Below are 17,211 nucleotides of genomic sequence, written 5' to 3'. Positions count from 1 at the left end.
GGGACGGCCCCGCTCACCGTCCTACGGGGTGAACAGGTCCACGTGCGACATGAAGGCGGTCGCGATCTCCGCCTGCGCCCAGAACCGGTGGTAGGTGAACGTCGGCGCGGGGCCGCCGTCCAGGTACGCCTGCACCTTCGGCCAGTCCGGGTCGTCCTCGTAGAAGGACCGGATCGACAGGAAGGTCGAGCTGGAGTTGATCGGGTCGCCGTTGGGCATGGTGCCCGTCCAGCCCGGCGGGACGTACGTGCCGTCGCCGCCCGCCACGTACGGGTCGTCGAAGCGGCTGTAGTCGCCCCGGGTCTCGACCGTGGCGATGCCCTTGGCGGTCTGGTTCTCCAGCAGCGCGTCCAGCAGCGCCTCGCCCGTGGTGCGGGCCGAGGCGTTGCCCGACCTGGCCGCGTAGTGCAGCAGGGTCTTGGCGAGCGCGGCGGCGACGCCGACGTCCTGGCCCTGCGTGTCGACGGTGACGCGCAGGTTCGGGTTGGCGGCGGGCCAGTTGGTCCCGCTGGAGGTGAAGCTCGCCGACGGCGTGCCCGTCCAGGTCATGTCGGACGGGACGGCGAAGTCGCCGCCGGTGCCGACGTCGGTGTTGGCGATGGCCCACGGCACCCACTTGTCGAGGATGTCCTTGGCCTGGGCGTTGCCGGTCTCGGAGTAGAGGGCGGCGACGCGCTCCATGCCCCAGACCTGGAAGCCGAACCAGCGGTTCGACGGCGGGTCGTGCCAGACGGGCCGGTAGTCGTAGAACATGCCGTTGAAGGTCGGCAGACCCGTCGGCGGCGTGCCGTACTGGCCGTTCCAGCTGTTGGTCGCGCCACCGGCGATGCCGCCGTCGGCGGCCTGCAGCCACTTGATGAACTGGAGCTGGCGGGTGAGGCTGGTCGCCCAGTCCTGCTGGCCGGTGGCCGACCTCGGCTTCATCGCCGGGTCGTTGGCCAGCGCGTAGGCCGCCAGCGGGTTCTGGTAACCCTGGTGGTTGGCCGAGCCGCCGATGCGCCACGCCCAGCCCGCGGAGGAGTCGGTCGCGCCGCCCCACGCGTAGTACCAGGACATCAGGTAGTGCGCGCTGTTCTTGCCGGAGCCCGCGGGGCACGACGACGGGCTGGTGCAGTTGCCGACGCGCTTGAAGTACTTGTCGAACATGGCGTAGCGCAGGTAGTCACCCATCTTCGTCGCCTTGGCGACGACGTCGGCGACCTGGCTGCCCTTGCCCTGCTCGGTGGCCCACTTGTTCGCCATGTAGGCGATCTGCACGGCGCGCGCGTCGGCGTCGGGGGCGTTGGTGTACTTCCACTGCTTGGCGTACTGCGAGTCCCCGGTGAACAGGTCGAGGTAGCCGTTGGCGCCACCGTGGGCGAAGGTGTCGCACGAGGGCTGCGGGATGGTCTCCCACACCGACTCCTGCGAACCGCGCTGGTAGGTGTTGATGTAGGCGGGAGCGGCGTCGGACTCGTCGCCGCAGCGCCCGAAGCCGAGGGTGTTGTCGACGTCGAGCAACCAGTGCATGCCGTAGATGTGGTCCTGGTTGTAGGCCGACTTCAGCTCGGCCGCCAGCGGGTCCTGGCCGACCGCGACGCTGCTGTCCAGCCGCGAGGGGTAGGACGACGGGTGCGGGTGCTCGGGGGCGTAGGTCGCCGGGGAGGAGGGGTTGTGCCTGCCCGCGTTCGGCTGGTCGGCCGCCGACGGGATGATGTACTTCTCCAGCGAGGCCCACGAGGCGTTGAACGGCGCCCAGTTGCCGGTGATGCGGCCGTAGGCGGCTTCCAGCCACACGTAGTAGCTGTAGGCCTCCGAGGTGGTCTGGTGACCGTGGTCGGGCGCCTCGACGAGCAGCGTCTCCACCGAGTGGTAGGGGACGAGCACGCCGCCGATGTCGCGGAAGTAGCCGCTGGCCGGGTCCTTGATCTTGTTGTACTGGTCGAGGAACGCCTGGGTGTAGTCCGAGGCGTCCGCCGAGATCTCGGTGACCGCGACGCTGGCCGCGGTGTGCCCGGTGGCGGTGGCGGTGAACGTGGCCGAAGCCAGCGCGCCGCCGTTGTTCGCCGAGGTGACCGTGACGTTCTTCGCCGTGTTCCAGTCGGAGGTGGAGAACGTCAGGCTCGTCGGCGACGCGGACAGGTCGGTGCTGCCCGCGCTGCGCGCCACGGCGACGGTGACCGAGCCGGTGGGCTGGGTGGCCAGCTTGATCCCGACCGTCGCGGTCTGCCCTTGGCGGACCGACACGCTCGACGGCGAGGCCACGATGGTCGGCGCGCCGACGACGGTGACCGCGATGGGGGTGGACAGCGCGGAAGCGCCGCGGTTGTCGTAGGCGCGCGCCGCGAGTGAGTGCTGCCCGACTGGCGCGTTGGCCCACGCGACGCTGTACGGCGAGGTGGTGTCGGTGCCGATCAGCGTGGTGCCGTTGTAGAACTCCACCCGGTCGACGGTGCCGTCGGTGTCCGAAGCGGACGCCGAGAGCGTGATCGGCGTGCCGGACTGGTGGCTGGAGTTGTCGGCGGGCGCGGTCAGCGAGACGGCGGGCGGACGGTTGGCGCCGGTGCAGGGAGTGCCGTTGACCGCGAAGTCGGTCGGCGTGCGGTTCTGACCGGACCAGCTGGCGTTGAACCCGAAGGAAACCGACCCCCCGGTGGCGACGTTGCCGTTCCACGCCTCATTGGAGATGGTGACGGCCGATCCGCTCTGGGTGTACCTGCTGCTCCAGGCCTGCTGGATGCGCTGGCCGTCTTGGAAGGTCCAGGTGAGGCGCCAGCCGGCGAGCGCGTCACCCTCGTTCTTCAGGGTGACGTTGGCGGTGAAGCCGCCTTGCCACTGGTTGGTCGTGTAGGTCACCGAGCAGGCCACGGCGGCGTGCGCGGTGCCGGCTAGCGGAACCAGCGTGCCGGCCGCCAGGGCCGTCGCCGCCAGGGCGACACCCAGCGGCCCTGGCCGGGCTCGGCGGGACAGGACGGATCGCATCGTTGCAGGTCCTCCTTCGCAGGACACAGGGACAACCCGCGGGAGCGCGCGGGGACTTCCGCTTTGGGAGCGCTCTCAGTCCAGGGTAGACCTCTGGGGCTGGGATGGGAATACGCAAGCTTGAGGGGAAGAGGGACGAGCCCCTGGAGGTCAAGCGCCACCGAATGCGGGACGATCCGTCGGGGATCCGCGGGAAGTGGCGTCGCGATCACCGCGAACCTCACCCACGTCCCGCCCGACTCCCCCGGACAATGGCGGGACCGCCCGCCGTGTAAGAGCGCTCCCAGTCTCTTGGCGGGCGGTCCCGGTCAGTGGGGCCGATCAGAGTCGGCCGTCAGGTTCCCCCGTGGTGGTCGAAGGCGGCGAACACGCAGCCCTCCACATCGGACGCCACAACCTCGGCGCCCGGGATCTCGCCTTCCTCGCACATCAGGTAGCGCAGCCCCAGTTCCTCAACACCCAATGCCCCGGCCGTCACCGCGAAGCCGTTTCCGAACGCCCAGTCCGGGTTGCTGCGCTCCTCGCCGGAGCGCAGCGCGGTGATCCAAGATTCCTGGAAGGCCTTCTGCGCGTCCGGCTCGAACACCACCAGGCCGATCTTGTCGTACGGCGCCACCTTGCACGTCGCCCACTGGGCCACGTAACCGGAGTACCACTCGAACCGCTGTGGCCCCAGGTACTCCGCGAGCTGCTCCTCGCTGGCCGGGGACGCGTCGTCACACTCGTCGGTGGCCTTCTGGACCCAGGACACCACTCGGTCGAGGTCGGTGTCGGTCATCGGTTGGCCGAGGGCGGCCGTGCCGGTGGAGCCGGACGGGATCAGCATGGGGTCGTCGTGGTGGCCGCCGGACGAGCACGCGCCCAGGGTGAGCACGGCCGCCAGGGTCGTGACCAGGCGCTTCATGGTGGCTCCTCGGACTAGCGGGGGCGGGGCGGACCCGGGCAGGTCCGCCCCGCCATCCATCAGGAAACGGCGCACGCCGATCCGTTGAGCGTGAACCCGGACGGCGCCGAGGCACCCTGCTGCCCGGAGCCGTTGAATCCGAACTCGACGGTCGCACTCGGCGCGATCGAGCCGTTCCATGCCACATTGCGGGCGCTCACCTGCGTGCCGGACTGGGTGACGGTGGCGTTCCACGCCGAGGTCACCTGCTGTCCGCCGCCGTAGGTCCAGCCGAGCGTCCAGCCCGACACCGCGCTCGTCCCGGTGTTGGTGATCTTGACGGTGGCCCCGTACCCGCCCGACCACGACGAGGTGATCGTGTGGGCGACGCGGCAGGCGCCGCCGCCGGAACCGCCTTGTGATGTGGTGAAGCCGGCCGCCGTCGAGGCCGCGGAGCGGTTGCCCGCCGCGTCCTTGGCGACGACGTACACCTGGTACGCCGTGCTGGCGGTCAGGTTGCTCAGCGTGGCCGCGTTGGTCGTGACCGAGGCCAGCAGGGTGTCGTTGGCCCCGTTCTCCCGGTACACGTCGTACCCGGAGACACCGGTGTTGTCGGTGGAGGCCGCCCAGCTCAGGTTGGCGGAGGAGGCGGTGACACCGCTGGCAGTCGGCGTGCCGGGCGCGGAGGGCGCTGTGGTGTCACCGCCTCCGGTTCCGCCGCTGAACACGACGTCTGAGCAGTTGTAGAACGCTTCGGGGCTGTCCGAGCGCTGCCAGATCGAGTAGATCACGTGCCTGCCGGTCTTGTTCGGCAGCGTGACGGGCCAGGTGTACTCGGCGCCGTCGGGGCCGCTGCCGTTGATCGGCGGGTTGGTGACCTCGTTGAACGGCACGGACTCCAGGTCCGACCACTTCAGCGGCTGGCTCGGGTTGTAGCCGTCGCGGGTGACGTACTGCGACCAGGTGCCCGGGTGCGGGGCCCAGGCGTTGTAGCGGAAGGTCACCTGCGAGTTGGCCCGCAGGGAGGTGGTCGGCCACGCGGTGTGGCCGAGGTTGTAGCCGTCGTACTTGGTGGTGGGGCCGCAGAGCTTGCCGTCCGGGATGATCTCCCGGTGCCTGCCGCCCGCCAGGCTGATCAGGTTGCCGAACCAGTCCCACAGGGGCTGCTTGCCGCTGACGGCGACGGCCGCCTTGCAGGCCTCGTTGGTCGGGTTCAGGTCGCCGCCGCCACCGGCCTTGCCGTCCAGGTAGCAGGTGTAGGTCCGGGTGGCCGGGAAAGTCATGCCGCCGTGGGCCTGCGCGACCTGCTGCGGGACCAGGATTCCCCCAGCAGCCAGCACGCCGACCAGGCCCGCGAGCAACGCACCGTTGCGCCGTGTTCGCACGGGTCATCTCCTCTGATGTCCAGGAGCGGTCTCTCGGGACTGAGAGCGCTCCCAGAACTAGGGGAGCATCCCCCACCCGATCTAGTCAAGGGTGAGTGTCTTCCTCACCAGAGCCGAAAGTCCTTCGGCGGCTGAGGTCAGGAGGGCACGGCGGCGCGGCCGTACCCCGCCGAAGGCACGGCCGCGACGCTCTGTGACCGGTCCCGGATCAGCTCAGCGAGCAGATCGGGACCGGCGTCCACCCGGTGCTGTCACCGGTGACGATCATGCCCGCGGTGGTGCTGCCGCCGGGCGGCAGCGACCTGTTCCAGGCCACAGTGGACGCCGTCACGTCCAGCCCGGCCGTGGTCACCGCGGTGTTCCAGGACTGGGACACGGCCAGGCCGGAGCGCAGGGCGAAGCGCACCGCCCAGCCCGGGATCGTCCCGGTGGTCGGGTTTGTCACCACGATCTCCAGCTGGGCGCCGCCTTGCCAGCGGTTGGCCACCCGCACGGTCACCGCACAGCTCCCGACAGGCGGGGGCGTGGTGGTGGTCGTGGTGGTGGTCATCGTGGTGGTCATCGTGGTGGACGTGGTGGACGTCGTCACCGGGGGTGGCGCGCCGTCGATGGCCGTCAGCAGCGGCGAGTACCATCGGTCGGCGATCTTGCGGTCGCCCGAGGCGTTCGGGTGCACGCCGTCGTAGGTGTCCGACGCGGTGCTGAAGCCCGTCCACTGGTCGACCACGGTCACTGGCGACCGGCTGGTCGTCTTCCCTGCCGCCCAGGCGGGCAGGGCGGCGTTGAGGGCGACGACCCGCTGGGCGCACTCGCCGCAGTTGGCGGCGTTCATCGGCAGGATCTGCGCCACGAGCACGCGCATCGACGGGTTGCCCGCCCGCATCTGGGCGACGAGGGTGTCGAACGCCGACAGGATCGCCGCCGTCGGCCGGTTGCTCCAGACGTCGTTGGTGCCGAAGTGCATCAGCACCACGTCGGGCCTGCTGGTCGACAGCCAGCCCGGCAGCAGGTTCTGCGAGGCGACGGTGGTGGCCAGGATGCCGCCGTGGCCCTCGTGCTCGCCGTCGAAGGCGAAGCCGCAGCCGTCGGGGCTGCGCGACCCGACGAAGTCCACATCAGACGATCGACCCGCCTGCCTGAGCTTGTCCCACAGCAGCGCTCGCCAGCAGCCGGGACTGCCGGTGATCGAATCGCCGAGCGCCATCACCCGCACCGGCGCGGCGGCGGTCTGCGCCGCCGTCCCGGGCAGCGCGAGGAGTGCCAGCACCACGGCGAAGGCGGCCGTCAGCGCGGGCAGCAGGGCTTTGCGGAGCACGGATTCCTCCACTGGGTAGGCCGGTTCCGGGATGGCGGGACACCACCCCGGAACCGGAGTTGGGACTAGCCGACCGTGCAGGCCGCGCCGTTGAGGGTGAACGCCGTCGGAGCGCCGTTCGACCCGTTCCAGGAGCCGATGAAGCCGAAGCTCGTGGAGCCGCCGGCCGGAATGCTCCTGTTCCAGTCGACATTGCCCGCGGTCACCTGCGCACCGGACTGGCTCGCCTGTGCGTTCCACGCCTGCGAGACGGTCTGGCCGTTGGCGAAGGACCAGCGCAGCTGCCAGCCCGAGACCGCCGCCGTGCCGGTGTTGCGCACGACGACGTCGCCCTGGAAGCCGCCCTGCCACTGCCCGGCGACCTTGTAGGTGACCGCGCAGGAGCCGCCGCCGGTTCCGCCGCCGGTGAGCACGTTGACCGTGCCGGATCGGGTGGAGCGGTTGCCCGCCGCGTCCTTGGCGTACACCGCGAAGGTGTAGGCGGTGGAGGCGGCAAGGCCGGATACGGTCGCGGAGTTGGCGCTCGACGAACCCGCCGCCGTCTCCGTCCCGCCCGCGACCCGCACGATGTCGTAGCCGGTCACCCCGACGTTGTCGGTGGACGCGGTCCAGGACAGTCGCACGCTGGAGCCGGTGACCTCGCTCGCGGTGGGCGTGCCGGGCTGGCTCGGGGCCGTGGTGTCACCCGGGTCGGTGCCGCCGCCGTAGATGGTGGCCTGCCGCGAGGTCGCCTTGATGCCGTTGGCGCCGTTGACCGCCCGCTGGCCCCACGAGGTCAGCGAGTTCGGGTTGAACGACTGGACCATGTCCAGGTACTCGACGCCGCCGCCGTTGCCGCTCCACGACCACGTCAGGTAGCCGAGGCCGAGCGACTGGGTGGTGGCGAAGATGGCGTCCTCGTCGGGGTTGCCGTCGGAGTGGTCGTGGCCGAACTCCCCGACCAGGATCGGCAGCTTCCTGCTGACGAAGGAGTTCAGGTAGGCCGAGACCTCGGCGGCGGTGTCGAACACGCCGTACATGTGGATGGAGAACATGGTGTTGCCGGTGGTGTCGGCGGCGTAGACCTGCGCGGCGTTGTCGCGCATGGTGAACGACCAGTCCTGGCCCCAGTTCGGCGCGTCGACCATGATGACGTGCTGGTAGCCGCCCGCGCGCAGGCGCTGGATGGCCTGGCTGGTGTCGGTGGTCCAGTTCTGGTAGCCCTGGTTGCCGTGCGGCTCGTTGCCGATGTTCAGGATGACGTAGTTCTCCTGGCCGGCGAGCGCGCTCTTGATGTCGGCGCTGAGCCAGTAGTCGGCGGCCTGCGACAGCGACGCCGCGCCGCTCTGCTCGCCGTAACCGGTGGTGTCGTGCACCTCCAGCACGCAGATCAGCTTGGTGGTCTTGCACAGCGAGATGACGGTGGAGACGTCGGAGCCGCTGTTGCGGGTCCAGCGGGTGCCGTTGGACAGCACCACGCGGACGGTGTTGGCGCCAGTGGCCTTGATGTTGGCGAAGGAGCCGGTTTCGCCCGGGTACCACGTGTGCGCGTGGTTGACCCCGCGCATCACGAACTCGTTGCCGTTGCCCTCGAAGAGCTTTCCGTTCTGCACGCGCAGGCCTACGGCCGCCGACGCGCTGGGCACGACCACGAGCAGGGTAAGGACCAAGGCGGCGAGCGTGGTCAGGGCCACGGCCAGCCGTTTCCTCATGGGACACCTCTCGGTGGAGAAATCGTCGTTGATCGATCCGGTGTGCTGCACGACCAGTGACGTCCACAAGGGACGCTCAGGGAGCGGCGGTCTGCTCGGACGCACGGGTGTGCTGTCCGCCTGACCGCGGAGCCGCTCCCACACCGGGTGCCCGGTGTGTCTCCGCCGAGAGGAAGGACGTCATCACTTAAGCAATTAAGCGGTTAAGCGTCAAGCGCGTGACTTTCCGTCACCACCGCGGCCGTCACCACCGCGGCCGGTCAGCGGCGGCGCGGCGGCCCGGTGGTCCCCCTGGGCACCAACACGGCGTTCTCGGTGACGCGGTGGCCGACCTGGACCCCGGCGACCACGTCGAGCAGCATCCGCACCGCCTCCGCGCCGCGTTCGGCGATCGGCAGGCGGACGGCGGTGAGCGCGGGCCGGACCAGCCCGCACAGCGCCGAGTCGTCCCAGGCGACCAGCGACAGCTCACCCGGCACCGACAGGCCCAGCTCGTGGGCGACGCCCAGGGCGGCGACGGCCATGACGTCGTTGTCGAAGACCAGCGCGGTCGGCGGGTCCGGCGCCATCAGCACCGAGCGCGTGGCCCGCGCGGCGTCCTCGGCGCTGTAGTCGGCCGTGGCGACGGGCGCGGCGTCCAGGCCCAGCCGGGCGGCGCTGTCGGCGAAGAACCGCGTCCTGGAGCGGGTGTGCACGAACTCGGCGGGTCCGGCGACCCGGCCGACCCTGCGGTGGCCGAGCCCGGCGAGGTGGGCGAGGGCGGCGTCCATGGCGGCGGCGTCGTCGGTCCACACGCACGGCGGCCTGCCGTCGGCGGGCTCGCCGAGCACGACGGCGGGCAGGCCGAGACTGGTCACCAGGTCGATCCTCGGGTCGTCGACGCGGATGTCGACCAGCAGCACGCCGTCCACCCGGCGCTCGGCCCACCACCGCCGGTAGAGCGACAGCTCGGTCTCGGCGTTGTCGGTGACCTGGAGCAGCAGCGCGACCGTGCCGTCGCCCAGCGCGTCCTGGATGCCGGAGACCAGCTGCATGAAGTACGGCTCGACGCCGATGCTGCGCGCCGGCCGGTCGATCACCAGCCCGATCGCGCCGGTGCGGCCGTCGGAGAGGGCTCGGGCGGCCTGGTTGGGCGCCCAGCCCAGCTGCTCGGCGATCCCCTGGATGCGCGCGCGGGTCGCCGCGGAGACGCCCGGCCGGTTGTTGAGCGCGTAGGAGACGGCTCCGGTGGACACCCCCGCGGCGCGGGCGATGTCGGAGATGGTGGGCCGCTTCACCGGCTCGCGGGCGCCGTGCTGCCGCGCTCGTCCAGCCGGGCGGCGGGCGACCAGCGCTCGGGCACCGCCGCGCCCGCGAGCAGGTCGAGCACGGTGTCGGCGACGACGCCGCCGAAGCTGTGCACGTCGACGCTCATGGTGGTGAGCGCGGGCGTCGCCATCCGGCACAGCGTCGAGTCGTCCCAGGCGATGAGGCTCAGCTCGCCCGGCACGGCGACGTGCAGCTCCTTGGCCGCGCCGAGGCCCGCGACGGCCATCACGTCGTTGTCGTAGAGGATCGCCGTCGGCGGGTGCTCGGAGGTCAGCAGCTCGGTGGTGGCCTTGGCGCCGGACTGCTCGGTGTAGTCCGCCTCCACGGTCACCAGCTCCGCCCCCACCTCGGCGCAGGCGGCGGCGAGCGCCGCGCTGCGCGCCCGGGTGTGCAGCAGGGCGGCGGGGCCGCTGACCCTGGCGATGCGCCGGTGGCCCAGGTCCAGCAGGTGCGCGGCGGCGGCGCGGACGGGGCCCGCGTCGTCGGTGCGCACGGCGGGCAGGCCGGCGGCGGGCTCGCCGACGAGCACGGCGGGCAGGCCGATGCGGGTCAGCTCGGCGGGCCGCTGGTCGCCGTCGGTGCGGTTGACCACGACGGTCGCGGCGACCATGCCGTGCTCGGCCCAGCGCCGGTAGGCGGCGATCTCGGCGTCGTGGTCGGCGACGACGTGCAGCAGCAGCGACAGGTCGTGCTCGGCCAGGCGCTCCTCGATGCCCGCGATGAACTCCATGAAGAACGGCTCCACGCCGAGCAGCCGAGCGGGGCGGGCCAGCACCAGGCCGACGGGGCCGGTGGGGCGCGCTTCGGACAACGGGACTCCTGGGGACTCCTGGTGGCGGCTGTGGGGTGCACGGAGTGTAGCGAGCGGCGGCAAGCTGGGGCCGTCGCCACCGCGCGCGGTGAGGTCGCGGGTGTAGGAACCCGCTCGCTGGGTACTCCACCGAGGTGACCGAATGGATGCAGCCGAACTGGTGGCCGGCGCCGAGCGGCGGGACCGCCCGCACCGAGACCGACTTGGCGGACGCCATGATCCAGGGGGAACTCGTCGAGCTGCGCGTCGACGCGGACCTCGCAAGCCTGGCGCTCGTGCGCACGATGGCCACCGCGGTCGCCATGCGCGGGGACCACGACATCGACGCCATCGCCGACCTCAAGCTGGTGGCCGACGAGATCTGCACGACGCTGATCCGCCGCTCGACCGCTGGTGCCCGGCTGCTCTGCCGGTTCTCCCTGCTGCCGAGGTCGCTGGCGTTCACCGTGTCGGTACCCGTGTGCGATGTCTCCCCGGTCCGGCAGGACTCGCTGAGCTGGCGGCTGCTGACCGCTCTGGTCGACTCGATCGCCACCACGGTGCGCACCGACGGCGCCACTCCCGAGCTGGTCATCGAAGTGCTGATGACGAGGAAGGTCGGCGAGCTGTGACGCAGCCGCACCTGACGTCGCGGGCGCGCCGCGAGTCCGCGGACTACGCGGACCTCGCGCCCCTGTTCGACAAGCTGGTGTCTCTGCCTGAGGGCGACCCCCACCGCGCCTCGGTGCGCGCGCAGCTGGTCACCGGCTACCTGCCGGTCGCCCAGCACATCGCCCAGCGCTTCGCCAACCGCGGCGAGCCCCACGACGACCTGCTCCAGGTCGCGACCGTCGGCCTGATCAACGCCGTCGACCGGTTCGACCCGGCCCGCGGCACCGACTTCCTGTCCTTCGCGATCCCGACGGTGATGGGCGAGGTCCGCAGGCACTTCCGCGACACCTGCTGGTCGCTGCGGGTGCCGCGCAGGCTCAAGGAACTGCACCTGGCGGTCAGCACCGCCGGCTCGGAGTTGGCCCAGCGGCTGGGCCGCGCGCCGACGCCCAGTGAGATCGCCGAGCACATCCAGGAGCCGATCGAGGACGTCTACCAGGGCTTGGAGGCCGCGGGCGGGTACCGGTCCCAGTCGCTGGACGAGGTGCTGGGCCCGGACGAGGACTCCGCGTCGGTGGGCGACCGGATCGGGATCGAGGACGGCGCGCTCGCCGACGTCGAGCGGCAGGAGACGCTGCAGCCGCTGCTGGCCGAGCTGCCCGAGCGCGAGCGCCGCATCCTGGTGCTGCGCTTCTACGGGAACATGACCCAGACCCAGATCGCCGAGAAGGTCGGCCTGTCGCAGATGCACGTCTCGCGCCTGCTCAGCCGCACGCTGCGCCGCCTCAGGGACCGCATCGAGGACTGATCCGCACTCGGTTGAGCCTCACCCGATCCGGGTACCTCGTCGGCACATCGCCGGTGACCGAGGAGGACCAGTGGACGAGGAGTCGCACGACGCGCGGTTACGCAGGAACCTCAACGAGTTGTTGCAGGAGCTGCGGGTCGTCCAGGCGGGTGTGCAGATCCTCTTCGGCTTCCTGCTGGCGGTCACCTTCACCGAGCCCTACCTGCGGGCGTCGACCTTCACCCACACCGTGCACATGGTCGCCGCCGGACTGGCCGTCGTCGCCGCGGCGCTGCTGACCGCACCCGCCGCCTGGCACCGGGTGCTGTTCCGGCAGGGCCAGCGCGATCGGATCCTGCGCATCTCCAACCGCTTCGCCCTCGCCGGCCTGGCCTGCCTGGCGGGCGCGCTGTCGGGAACAGTGCTACTCCTGGTGGACGTCATCATCGGGATGACGCCCGCCATCATCGCTTCGGCGATCGCGGCGGCCGGGTTCGCCACGGTGTGGTTCGCCATGCCGATGCGCCACCGCGACCCCGACGACGCGAACCCGGAGCCGGTCGACAGCCCGGCCGCCGAGGGCGCGCCGGTGGCGGGGAGCGCGGTGTGAACGGAGTGGACGCCATGCGGGATCGCGCGGTGGTCGTCGGATACGACGCCTCCCCCAACTCGCGGGATGCCGTCCGGTGGGCGGCGCGGGAGGCCCGCCGGACCGGTGGGCCGCTGATCGCGGTCTACTCCATCGACCCGAACCCGGTCGCGCCGTCCTTCACCGGGGCGGTGGCGCCGGAGGGCTTGGACGAGCAGACCCTGCGCAAGGCCGCCGAACAGGTACTCGGTGAACTCGAACAGGTGCTCAGCGAGAAGGCGGGCGACATCGAGGTGCGCACCAGCATCCCGCTGGGGCACGCCGCGCCCGGTCTGCTGGCCGTAGCCGACCAGGAGAACGCCGAGGTCGTCGTCGTGGGCGCGACCGGGCACACCGCGGTGGCCAGGGCGGTCCTCGGGTCCACCACGGACGCCCTGCTGCGCGCCGCCCGCAGGCCGGTCGTCGTCGCGCGCGGCGCGGGCGACCCGGACGGCGACGTCGTCGTCGGCATCGCGGGCGACGGCTCCAGCAACGCCGCGGTGGCCTTCGCCGCCGAGTACGCCACCCGGCACGGCAAGCGGCTGCGCGCCGTGCACGGCTGGACCGCCGATCCGCTGCCCGGTCTCGGCCCCGGGCCCGGTCTGGGCGCGGTCGAGGTGTGGGGCACCCACCCCGAGCGCGGCGACGAAGTGGCCGACGAACTCGTGCGCGGCCCGCTCGCCCCCGTGCTGGCCGCCCACCCGGCGATCTCCGTCCAAGTGGAGGCCGTGCCGGAGCCACCGGGGCAGGTGCTCATGGAGCGCGCGGCCTCGGCGAGCCTGTTGGTCGTCGGCACGCACGGGCGCGGGGCGCTGCGGCGCATGCTGCTCGGTTCCGTCAGCCACCACGCCGCCCACGTCGCGCCGTGCCCGGTCGCGGTCGTGCACGGCAAGTGCGAACTCTGACCCCCGGCTGACCCCCGACAACCCCCGGCGCCGTGCGTCGGGGCTGTCGGCGGCCACGTCAGCCGGTGGGCTGGATCGGATTGCGGCGCAGCGCTTCGGCCACGGAGTACAGGTTGTGCGCCATGGCCTCGCCCGTCGAGTGCGACCACTCATGACCCTCGTCGGTGTCGCTGTAGTCCGAGCCGGGGCCGGGCCCGCGGTTCCAGTACGTCCACGCCTGCCCCGGGATCGTGTACCCGATGTCGACGAGGGCGCCGCTGATCTCGCTGATCACGTGGTGGGCGCCGTCCTCGTTGCCGGTCACGACGACGCCCGCGACCCGGTTGAAGGCGACCGGGTTCCCGTCGTCGCCGGTCTCGGAGATCATCGCGTCCATCCGCTCCAGCGCCCGCTGGGCCAGCGAGGACGGCCTGCCGACCCAGGTCGGCGAGGCGACGATGAGGATTTCGGCGCTGAGCAGGTCCTCGTGGACAGCGGGCCAGCCGTCACCCTCGCCGACGTCGGTGACCACGCCCGGCGGGATGTCGAGATCGGCCAGCCGGTGCACGGTGGTCGCGCAGTCCTTCTCCGCCAGCGCTTTGATCACCACGTCGGCGAGCAGCTGGGTGTTGGACGACTCCGGGGAACTCTTGAGCGAGCAGTTGAGCACTACGGCACGCACAGCGGCGTCCTTTCATTCGGAGCCTGCGGAATGCCCTGCCGCCGCACCGGGCAAACCAAGTCCACTTCGGACGACTACATCGTCAGCCCGCGGACGAGCGCGCCGATGGCCCCCGCGCCCAGCAGCGCGCCGACCGCGATCGGCACCGGGTCGCGCTTGACGACGGTGACCGCGCGCGTGCGGATGCCGTCGATCTTCTCCGAGGCGCGGCGCTTCACGTCGGTCTTGGCGACCAGCTGCTCCACGGTGTCGGCGAGTTCGACCCGGGCCTGCTTGATGTCCTCGCGGATGGCTTCTTCCCTGCGCGTCATCGGTGCGCTCCTTCCTTGACCGCGGCGATGTCGCGCCGGGTGCTGTCGATGGCCTGTTCCGGAACCGGCGGCGTGGCCTTCTTGATGTCGCCGACGCCCACCGCGGCGCAGACGCCCGCGGTCAGCAGCAGCGCGGCGGCCACGATGAGCGCCGCCGCCCAGACGGGCAGCACCAGTGCCAGCGCGGCGCCTGCGGCAAGGAACAGCGCGGCGACGCCGAACCACGCCAGCACGCCCGCGACCCCGCCGAGGGCCACGCCGAGGCCGAGTTTCTTGCCCTTGCGCTGGATCTCGGCCTTCGCCAACTCCAGCTCGTCCTTGACCAGCCTGCTCACCTGGTCGCCGACCCGGCTGATCAGCTCGGCGGTCGACGGTTCCTGGGTCGGTGCGTTCATGTCCGGGGACTACCCCGTTCGGGCGCATCCCGAACCCGACTCACCCGACCGTCCGATTGGGCCGCGCCCGCAGCGGGTACGAGCCGGGTGTGGCTACCGCGGTGATCACCAACGACGACGGCATCGACTCCCCCGGCCTGGCCGCACTCGCGGTCGCCGCCGCGAAAGCGGGCTTCGACGTGGTGGTGGCCGCACCTGCCAGCGAGGCCAGCGGCACCTCCGCCGGGCTGACCGCCGCAGCGGAAGACCGGCGCGTGGTGACCAAGGAGGTCACCCTCCCCGACCTGCCGGACGCCGCCGCCTTCGCCGTGGAGGCGCATCCGGGCCTGATCTCCCTGGCCGCCTGCCACGGCGCCTTCGGGCCGCGGCCGGACGTGCTGCTCTCGGGCATCAACCGCGGCGCCAACATCGGCCGCGCCGTGCTGCACTCCGGCACGGTCGGCGCGGCGCTGACCGCGGGCATCAACGGGGTGCGGGCGCTGGCCGTCTCACTCGATGTTGCGCTGCACCCCACCGAGGACCCGCACTGGGAGACGGCCGCGCACGTCGTCTCCGAGTTGCTGCGCACGCTGCTCGACGGCCCCGAGGACACGGTGCTCAACATCAACGTGCCGGACGTGCCGGTGGACGCGCTCGGCCCCACCCGCTGGGCGCCCCTGGCGCCGTTCGGCTCGGTGCGCGCCCGGGTGGCCCGCACGGACGACGGGCTCATCGAGGTCGGGCAGGTCGAGGGCGACGAGCCGCCCGCCGAGGGCACCGACGCCGCGCTCCTCTCCGGCGGCAACGTCACGGTGACGGCGCTGCGGTCGGTCTCCGAGGACGACCGCGTGCAGGGCGAATTGACCTCTTAACCGATTGAGTCCTATCGTCCAGCCGTGACCTTCGCCCTCGGTTCCGCGGACCACCGGTCCTGGCTCGCCGACCAGCGGCGCTCGCTGGCCTCCTTCGCCGCCGGATCGCCGGCGCCCGGGGGTTTCGCCTGGCTGGACCCGGCGGGCACCCCGGACCCGGCGCGACCGGTCGCCACGTGGATCACCTGCCGGATGACGCACGTCTTCGCCCTGGCCGACGGCCTCGGCGAGCACCCCGGCGCGGACCTGGTCGACCACGGCGTCGCGGCGCTGCGCTCGGGCCCTCTGCACGACGCCGAGCACGGCGGCTGGTTCACCGACACCGGCGACCCGGTCAAGGACGGCTACGCGCACGCCTTCGTCGTGCTGGCGGGCGCGGGCGCGGCGGCGGCGGGCAGGCCGGGCGGGGAGGCCCTGCTGGCCGAGGCGCTTGAGGTCATCGACACCCGCTTCTGGGACGAGGACGCGGGACTGGCCCGCGAGTCCTGGGACCCGGCGTGGACGTCCACCGAGGACTACCGGGGCGCCAACAGCAACATGCACCTGGTCGAGGCGTACCTGGCGGCGGGCGACGTGACCGGCGACCGGGTCCTGCACCAGCGGGCACTGCGCGTCGCAGAGCGGATCGTGCACGAGTTCGCCGCGGCGCGGGACTGGCGGCTGCCCGAGCACTTCACCAGCGCGTGGGCCGTCGACCCCGAGTACAACCGCGATTCCCCCGAGCACCCCTTCCGGCCGTACGGGGGCACGGTCGGGCACTGGCTGGAGTGGGCGCGGCTGCTGCTGCACCTGGAGGCGGCTCTGGGCGCGGACGCGCCCGCGTGGCTGCTGGGCGACGCGCGGGCGCTCTTCGACTCAGCGGTGACCCGGGGCTGGTCGGCGGACGGCCACCCTGGCTTCGTCTACACGCTGGACTGGCAGGACCGGCCGGTGGTCGCGGCGCGCATGCACTGGGTCGTCTGTGAAGCGGTGCTCGCCGCGTGGGCTCTGCACGCCCGCACGGGCGAGGCGGCCTACGGCGACTGGTACGCCCGGTTCTGGGAGTTCGCCGATGCCCGCCACATCGACCACGACCTCGGCGGCTGGCGGCACGAGCTGACCCCGGACGGCAGGCCCGCAGGCGGGACCTGGCCGGGCAAGCCGGACACCTACCACGCCTACCAGGCGGCGCTGTTCCCCGTGCTGGGCCTGGCCCCCGCGCCCGCGGTGGCGGTGCGTCAGCGGTAGACCATGCAGGTCGTGGTGCCGTGCGCGACGAGCTTGCCGTCGGCGTCGGTCACCCGCCCCTCGGCGGTGGCCGTGCTGCGCCCGACGTGGATGGTGCTGCCCGCGGCGGTGAGCAGGCCGCCGTCCACCCGGCCCGCGCGGATGTAGTTGACCTTCAGCTCCAGGGTTCCGTAGCTGGCGCCCGCGGGCAGCGTGGAGTGCACGGCGCAGGCCATCACCGAGTCGAGCAGCGTGGCGCAGATGCCGCCGTGCAGCGTGCCGAGCGGGTTGGCGTACTCGGGGCGGGTCGGCAGCGTGAAGACGACGTCCCCCTCCTCCAGGCGCTCGACCCGCATGCCGAGGAAGCTGCCGATGTTCGGCGGCGGGTCGGGCAGCGCGAACATCGCGCGCAGCGTCTGCAGCCCGGTCATCGTCGCGAGATCCAGCACGGCGGTCCCCCGTCTGTCGATAGAACGTTCGGTCTACGGCGGCTACTATAGACCGATCGGTCTAGGAGGTGCG

17 protein-coding genes are annotated in these 17,211 nt (G+C 71.9%); 6 read left to right on the top strand and 11 right to left on the bottom strand.

All coding sequences use genetic code 11. The features are described 5' to 3' along the window. Positions 1–21: 21 nt before the first annotated feature. The 7 genes from ACFPM7_RS13605 to ACFPM7_RS13575 form a co-directional block, all read right to left on the bottom strand. Positions 22–2,961 (bottom strand): glycoside hydrolase family 48 protein, encoded by a 2,940-nt coding sequence (locus tag ACFPM7_RS13605; protein WP_378247687.1) that lies wholly within the window; start codon positions 2,959–2,961, stop codon positions 22–24. 334 nt (positions 2,962–3,295) lie between these two features. Next, entirely contained in the window at positions 3,296–3,865 is a 570-nt protein-coding gene (locus tag ACFPM7_RS13600) for a hypothetical protein (RefSeq protein WP_378247685.1), read from the bottom strand. 59 nt (positions 3,866–3,924) lie between these two features. Then, complete coding sequence (locus ACFPM7_RS13595; RefSeq protein ID WP_378247683.1) at positions 3,925–5,229, bottom strand: lytic polysaccharide monooxygenase; 1,305 nt, start codon at positions 5,227–5,229, stop codon at positions 3,925–3,927. A 208-nt stretch (positions 5,230–5,437) separates the two neighbouring features. After that, positions 5,438–6,544, bottom strand: a complete 1,107-nt coding sequence (locus ACFPM7_RS13590; RefSeq protein WP_378247681.1) for a GDSL-type esterase/lipase family protein — start codon at positions 6,542–6,544, stop codon at positions 5,438–5,440. Between the two features lie 65 nt (positions 6,545–6,609). Next, positions 6,610–8,235 carry a cellulase family glycosylhydrolase gene (locus tag ACFPM7_RS13585; RefSeq protein WP_378247679.1) on the bottom strand — a complete coding sequence of 542 codons (1,626 nt, stop codon included), beginning with the start codon at positions 8,233–8,235 and terminating at the stop codon, positions 6,610–6,612. A 260-nt stretch (positions 8,236–8,495) separates the two neighbouring features. Then, positions 8,496–9,512 (bottom strand): LacI family DNA-binding transcriptional regulator, encoded by a 1,017-nt coding sequence (locus tag ACFPM7_RS13580; protein WP_378247677.1) that lies wholly within the window; start codon positions 9,510–9,512, stop codon positions 8,496–8,498. Next, positions 9,509–10,354, bottom strand: coding sequence for a LacI family DNA-binding transcriptional regulator (locus ACFPM7_RS13575; RefSeq protein ID WP_378247675.1), 846 nt, complete (start codon positions 10,352–10,354; stop codon positions 9,509–9,511). Before ACFPM7_RS13575 ends, ACFPM7_RS13580 begins: the two co-directional genes overlap by 4 nt. Before the next feature lie 134 nt (positions 10,355–10,488). On the opposite strand from ACFPM7_RS13575, the gene ACFPM7_RS13570 reads away from it, so the two are divergent. The 4 genes from ACFPM7_RS13570 to ACFPM7_RS13555 all read left to right on the top strand — a co-directional run bounded on the left by ACFPM7_RS13570 (position 10,489) and on the right by ACFPM7_RS13555 (position 13,265). After that, on the top strand, positions 10,489–10,965 hold the full coding sequence (locus tag ACFPM7_RS13570; protein ID WP_378247673.1) for an ATP-binding protein: 477 nt from the start codon (positions 10,489–10,491) through the stop codon (positions 10,963–10,965). Next, on the top strand, positions 10,962–11,753 hold the full coding sequence (locus tag ACFPM7_RS13565; protein WP_378247671.1) for a SigB/SigF/SigG family RNA polymerase sigma factor: 792 nt from the start codon (positions 10,962–10,964) through the stop codon (positions 11,751–11,753). Before ACFPM7_RS13570 ends, ACFPM7_RS13565 begins: the two co-directional genes overlap by 4 nt. Positions 11,754–11,823: 70 nt before the next feature. Then, positions 11,824–12,342: a DUF6328 family protein gene (locus tag ACFPM7_RS13560; protein ID WP_378247669.1), complete on the top strand. Its 519-nt coding sequence runs from the start codon at positions 11,824–11,826 to the stop codon at positions 12,340–12,342. Beyond that, positions 12,339–13,265, top strand: a complete 927-nt coding sequence (locus tag ACFPM7_RS13555) for a universal stress protein (RefSeq protein WP_378247667.1) — start codon at positions 12,339–12,341, stop codon at positions 13,263–13,265. Before ACFPM7_RS13560 ends, ACFPM7_RS13555 begins: the two co-directional genes overlap by 4 nt. A gap of 58 nt (positions 13,266–13,323) precedes the next feature. Here ACFPM7_RS13555 and ACFPM7_RS13550 read toward each other — a convergent pair whose 3' ends face one another. The 3 genes from ACFPM7_RS13550 to ACFPM7_RS13540 form a co-directional block, all read right to left on the bottom strand. Then, positions 13,324–13,926, bottom strand: coding sequence for a flavodoxin family protein (locus ACFPM7_RS13550; RefSeq protein ID WP_378247665.1), 603 nt, complete (start codon positions 13,924–13,926; stop codon positions 13,324–13,326). 74 nt (positions 13,927–14,000) lie between these two features. After that, entirely contained in the window at positions 14,001–14,237 is a 237-nt protein-coding gene (locus tag ACFPM7_RS13545; protein ID WP_378247663.1) for a DUF3618 domain-containing protein, read from the bottom strand. Further along, positions 14,234–14,632, bottom strand: a complete 399-nt coding sequence (locus tag ACFPM7_RS13540; protein WP_378247661.1) for a phage holin family protein — start codon at positions 14,630–14,632, stop codon at positions 14,234–14,236. Before ACFPM7_RS13540 ends, ACFPM7_RS13545 begins: the two co-directional genes overlap by 4 nt. Before the next feature lie 89 nt (positions 14,633–14,721). Here ACFPM7_RS13540 and surE point away from each other — a divergent pair, with 89 nt between their 5' ends. Together surE and ACFPM7_RS13530 are read left to right on the top strand one after the other, a co-directional pair. Continuing rightward, positions 14,722–15,483 (top strand): 5'/3'-nucleotidase SurE, encoded by a 762-nt coding sequence (surE, locus tag ACFPM7_RS13535; protein ID WP_378247659.1) that lies wholly within the window; start codon positions 14,722–14,724, stop codon positions 15,481–15,483. Between the two features lie 24 nt (positions 15,484–15,507). Next, positions 15,508–16,710, top strand: coding sequence for an AGE family epimerase/isomerase (locus ACFPM7_RS13530; RefSeq protein ID WP_378247657.1), 1,203 nt, complete (start codon positions 15,508–15,510; stop codon positions 16,708–16,710). Here the strand turns inward: ACFPM7_RS13530 and ACFPM7_RS13525 are convergent. Then, on the bottom strand, positions 16,701–17,138 hold the full coding sequence (locus ACFPM7_RS13525; RefSeq protein ID WP_378247655.1) for a PaaI family thioesterase: 438 nt from the start codon (positions 17,136–17,138) through the stop codon (positions 16,701–16,703). The genes ACFPM7_RS13530 and ACFPM7_RS13525 overlap by 10 nt on opposite strands. Between the last annotated feature and the right edge of the window lie 73 nt (positions 17,139–17,211).

Source organism: Actinokineospora guangxiensis (genome assembly GCF_042657845.1).
GTDB lineage: Bacteria > Actinomycetota > Actinomycetes > Mycobacteriales > Pseudonocardiaceae > Actinokineospora > Actinokineospora guangxiensis.
Note: the sequence above shows the minus strand (reverse complement) of the source record. Positions and strands in the feature narration are given on the sequence as shown.

Excerpts from the sequence above, each read along its gene's own strand:
- ACFPM7_RS13605 (WP_378247687.1), bottom strand. The coding sequence starts at position 2,961 with ATGCGATCCGTCCTGTCCCGCCGAGCCCGGCCAGGGCCGCTGGGTGTC.
- ACFPM7_RS13600 (WP_378247685.1), bottom strand. The coding sequence starts at position 3,865 with ATGAAGCGCCTGGTCACGACCCTGGCGGCCGTGCTCACCCTGGGCGCG.
- ACFPM7_RS13585 (WP_378247679.1), bottom strand. The coding sequence starts at position 8,235 with ATGAGGAAACGGCTGGCCGTGGCCCTGACCACGCTCGCCGCCTTGGTC.
- ACFPM7_RS13545 (WP_378247663.1), bottom strand. The coding sequence starts at position 14,237 with ATGACGCGCAGGGAAGAAGCCATCCGCGAGGACATCAAGCAGGCCCGG.
- ACFPM7_RS13540 (WP_378247661.1), bottom strand. The coding sequence starts at position 14,632 with ATGAACGCACCGACCCAGGAACCGTCGACCGCCGAGCTGATCAGCCGG.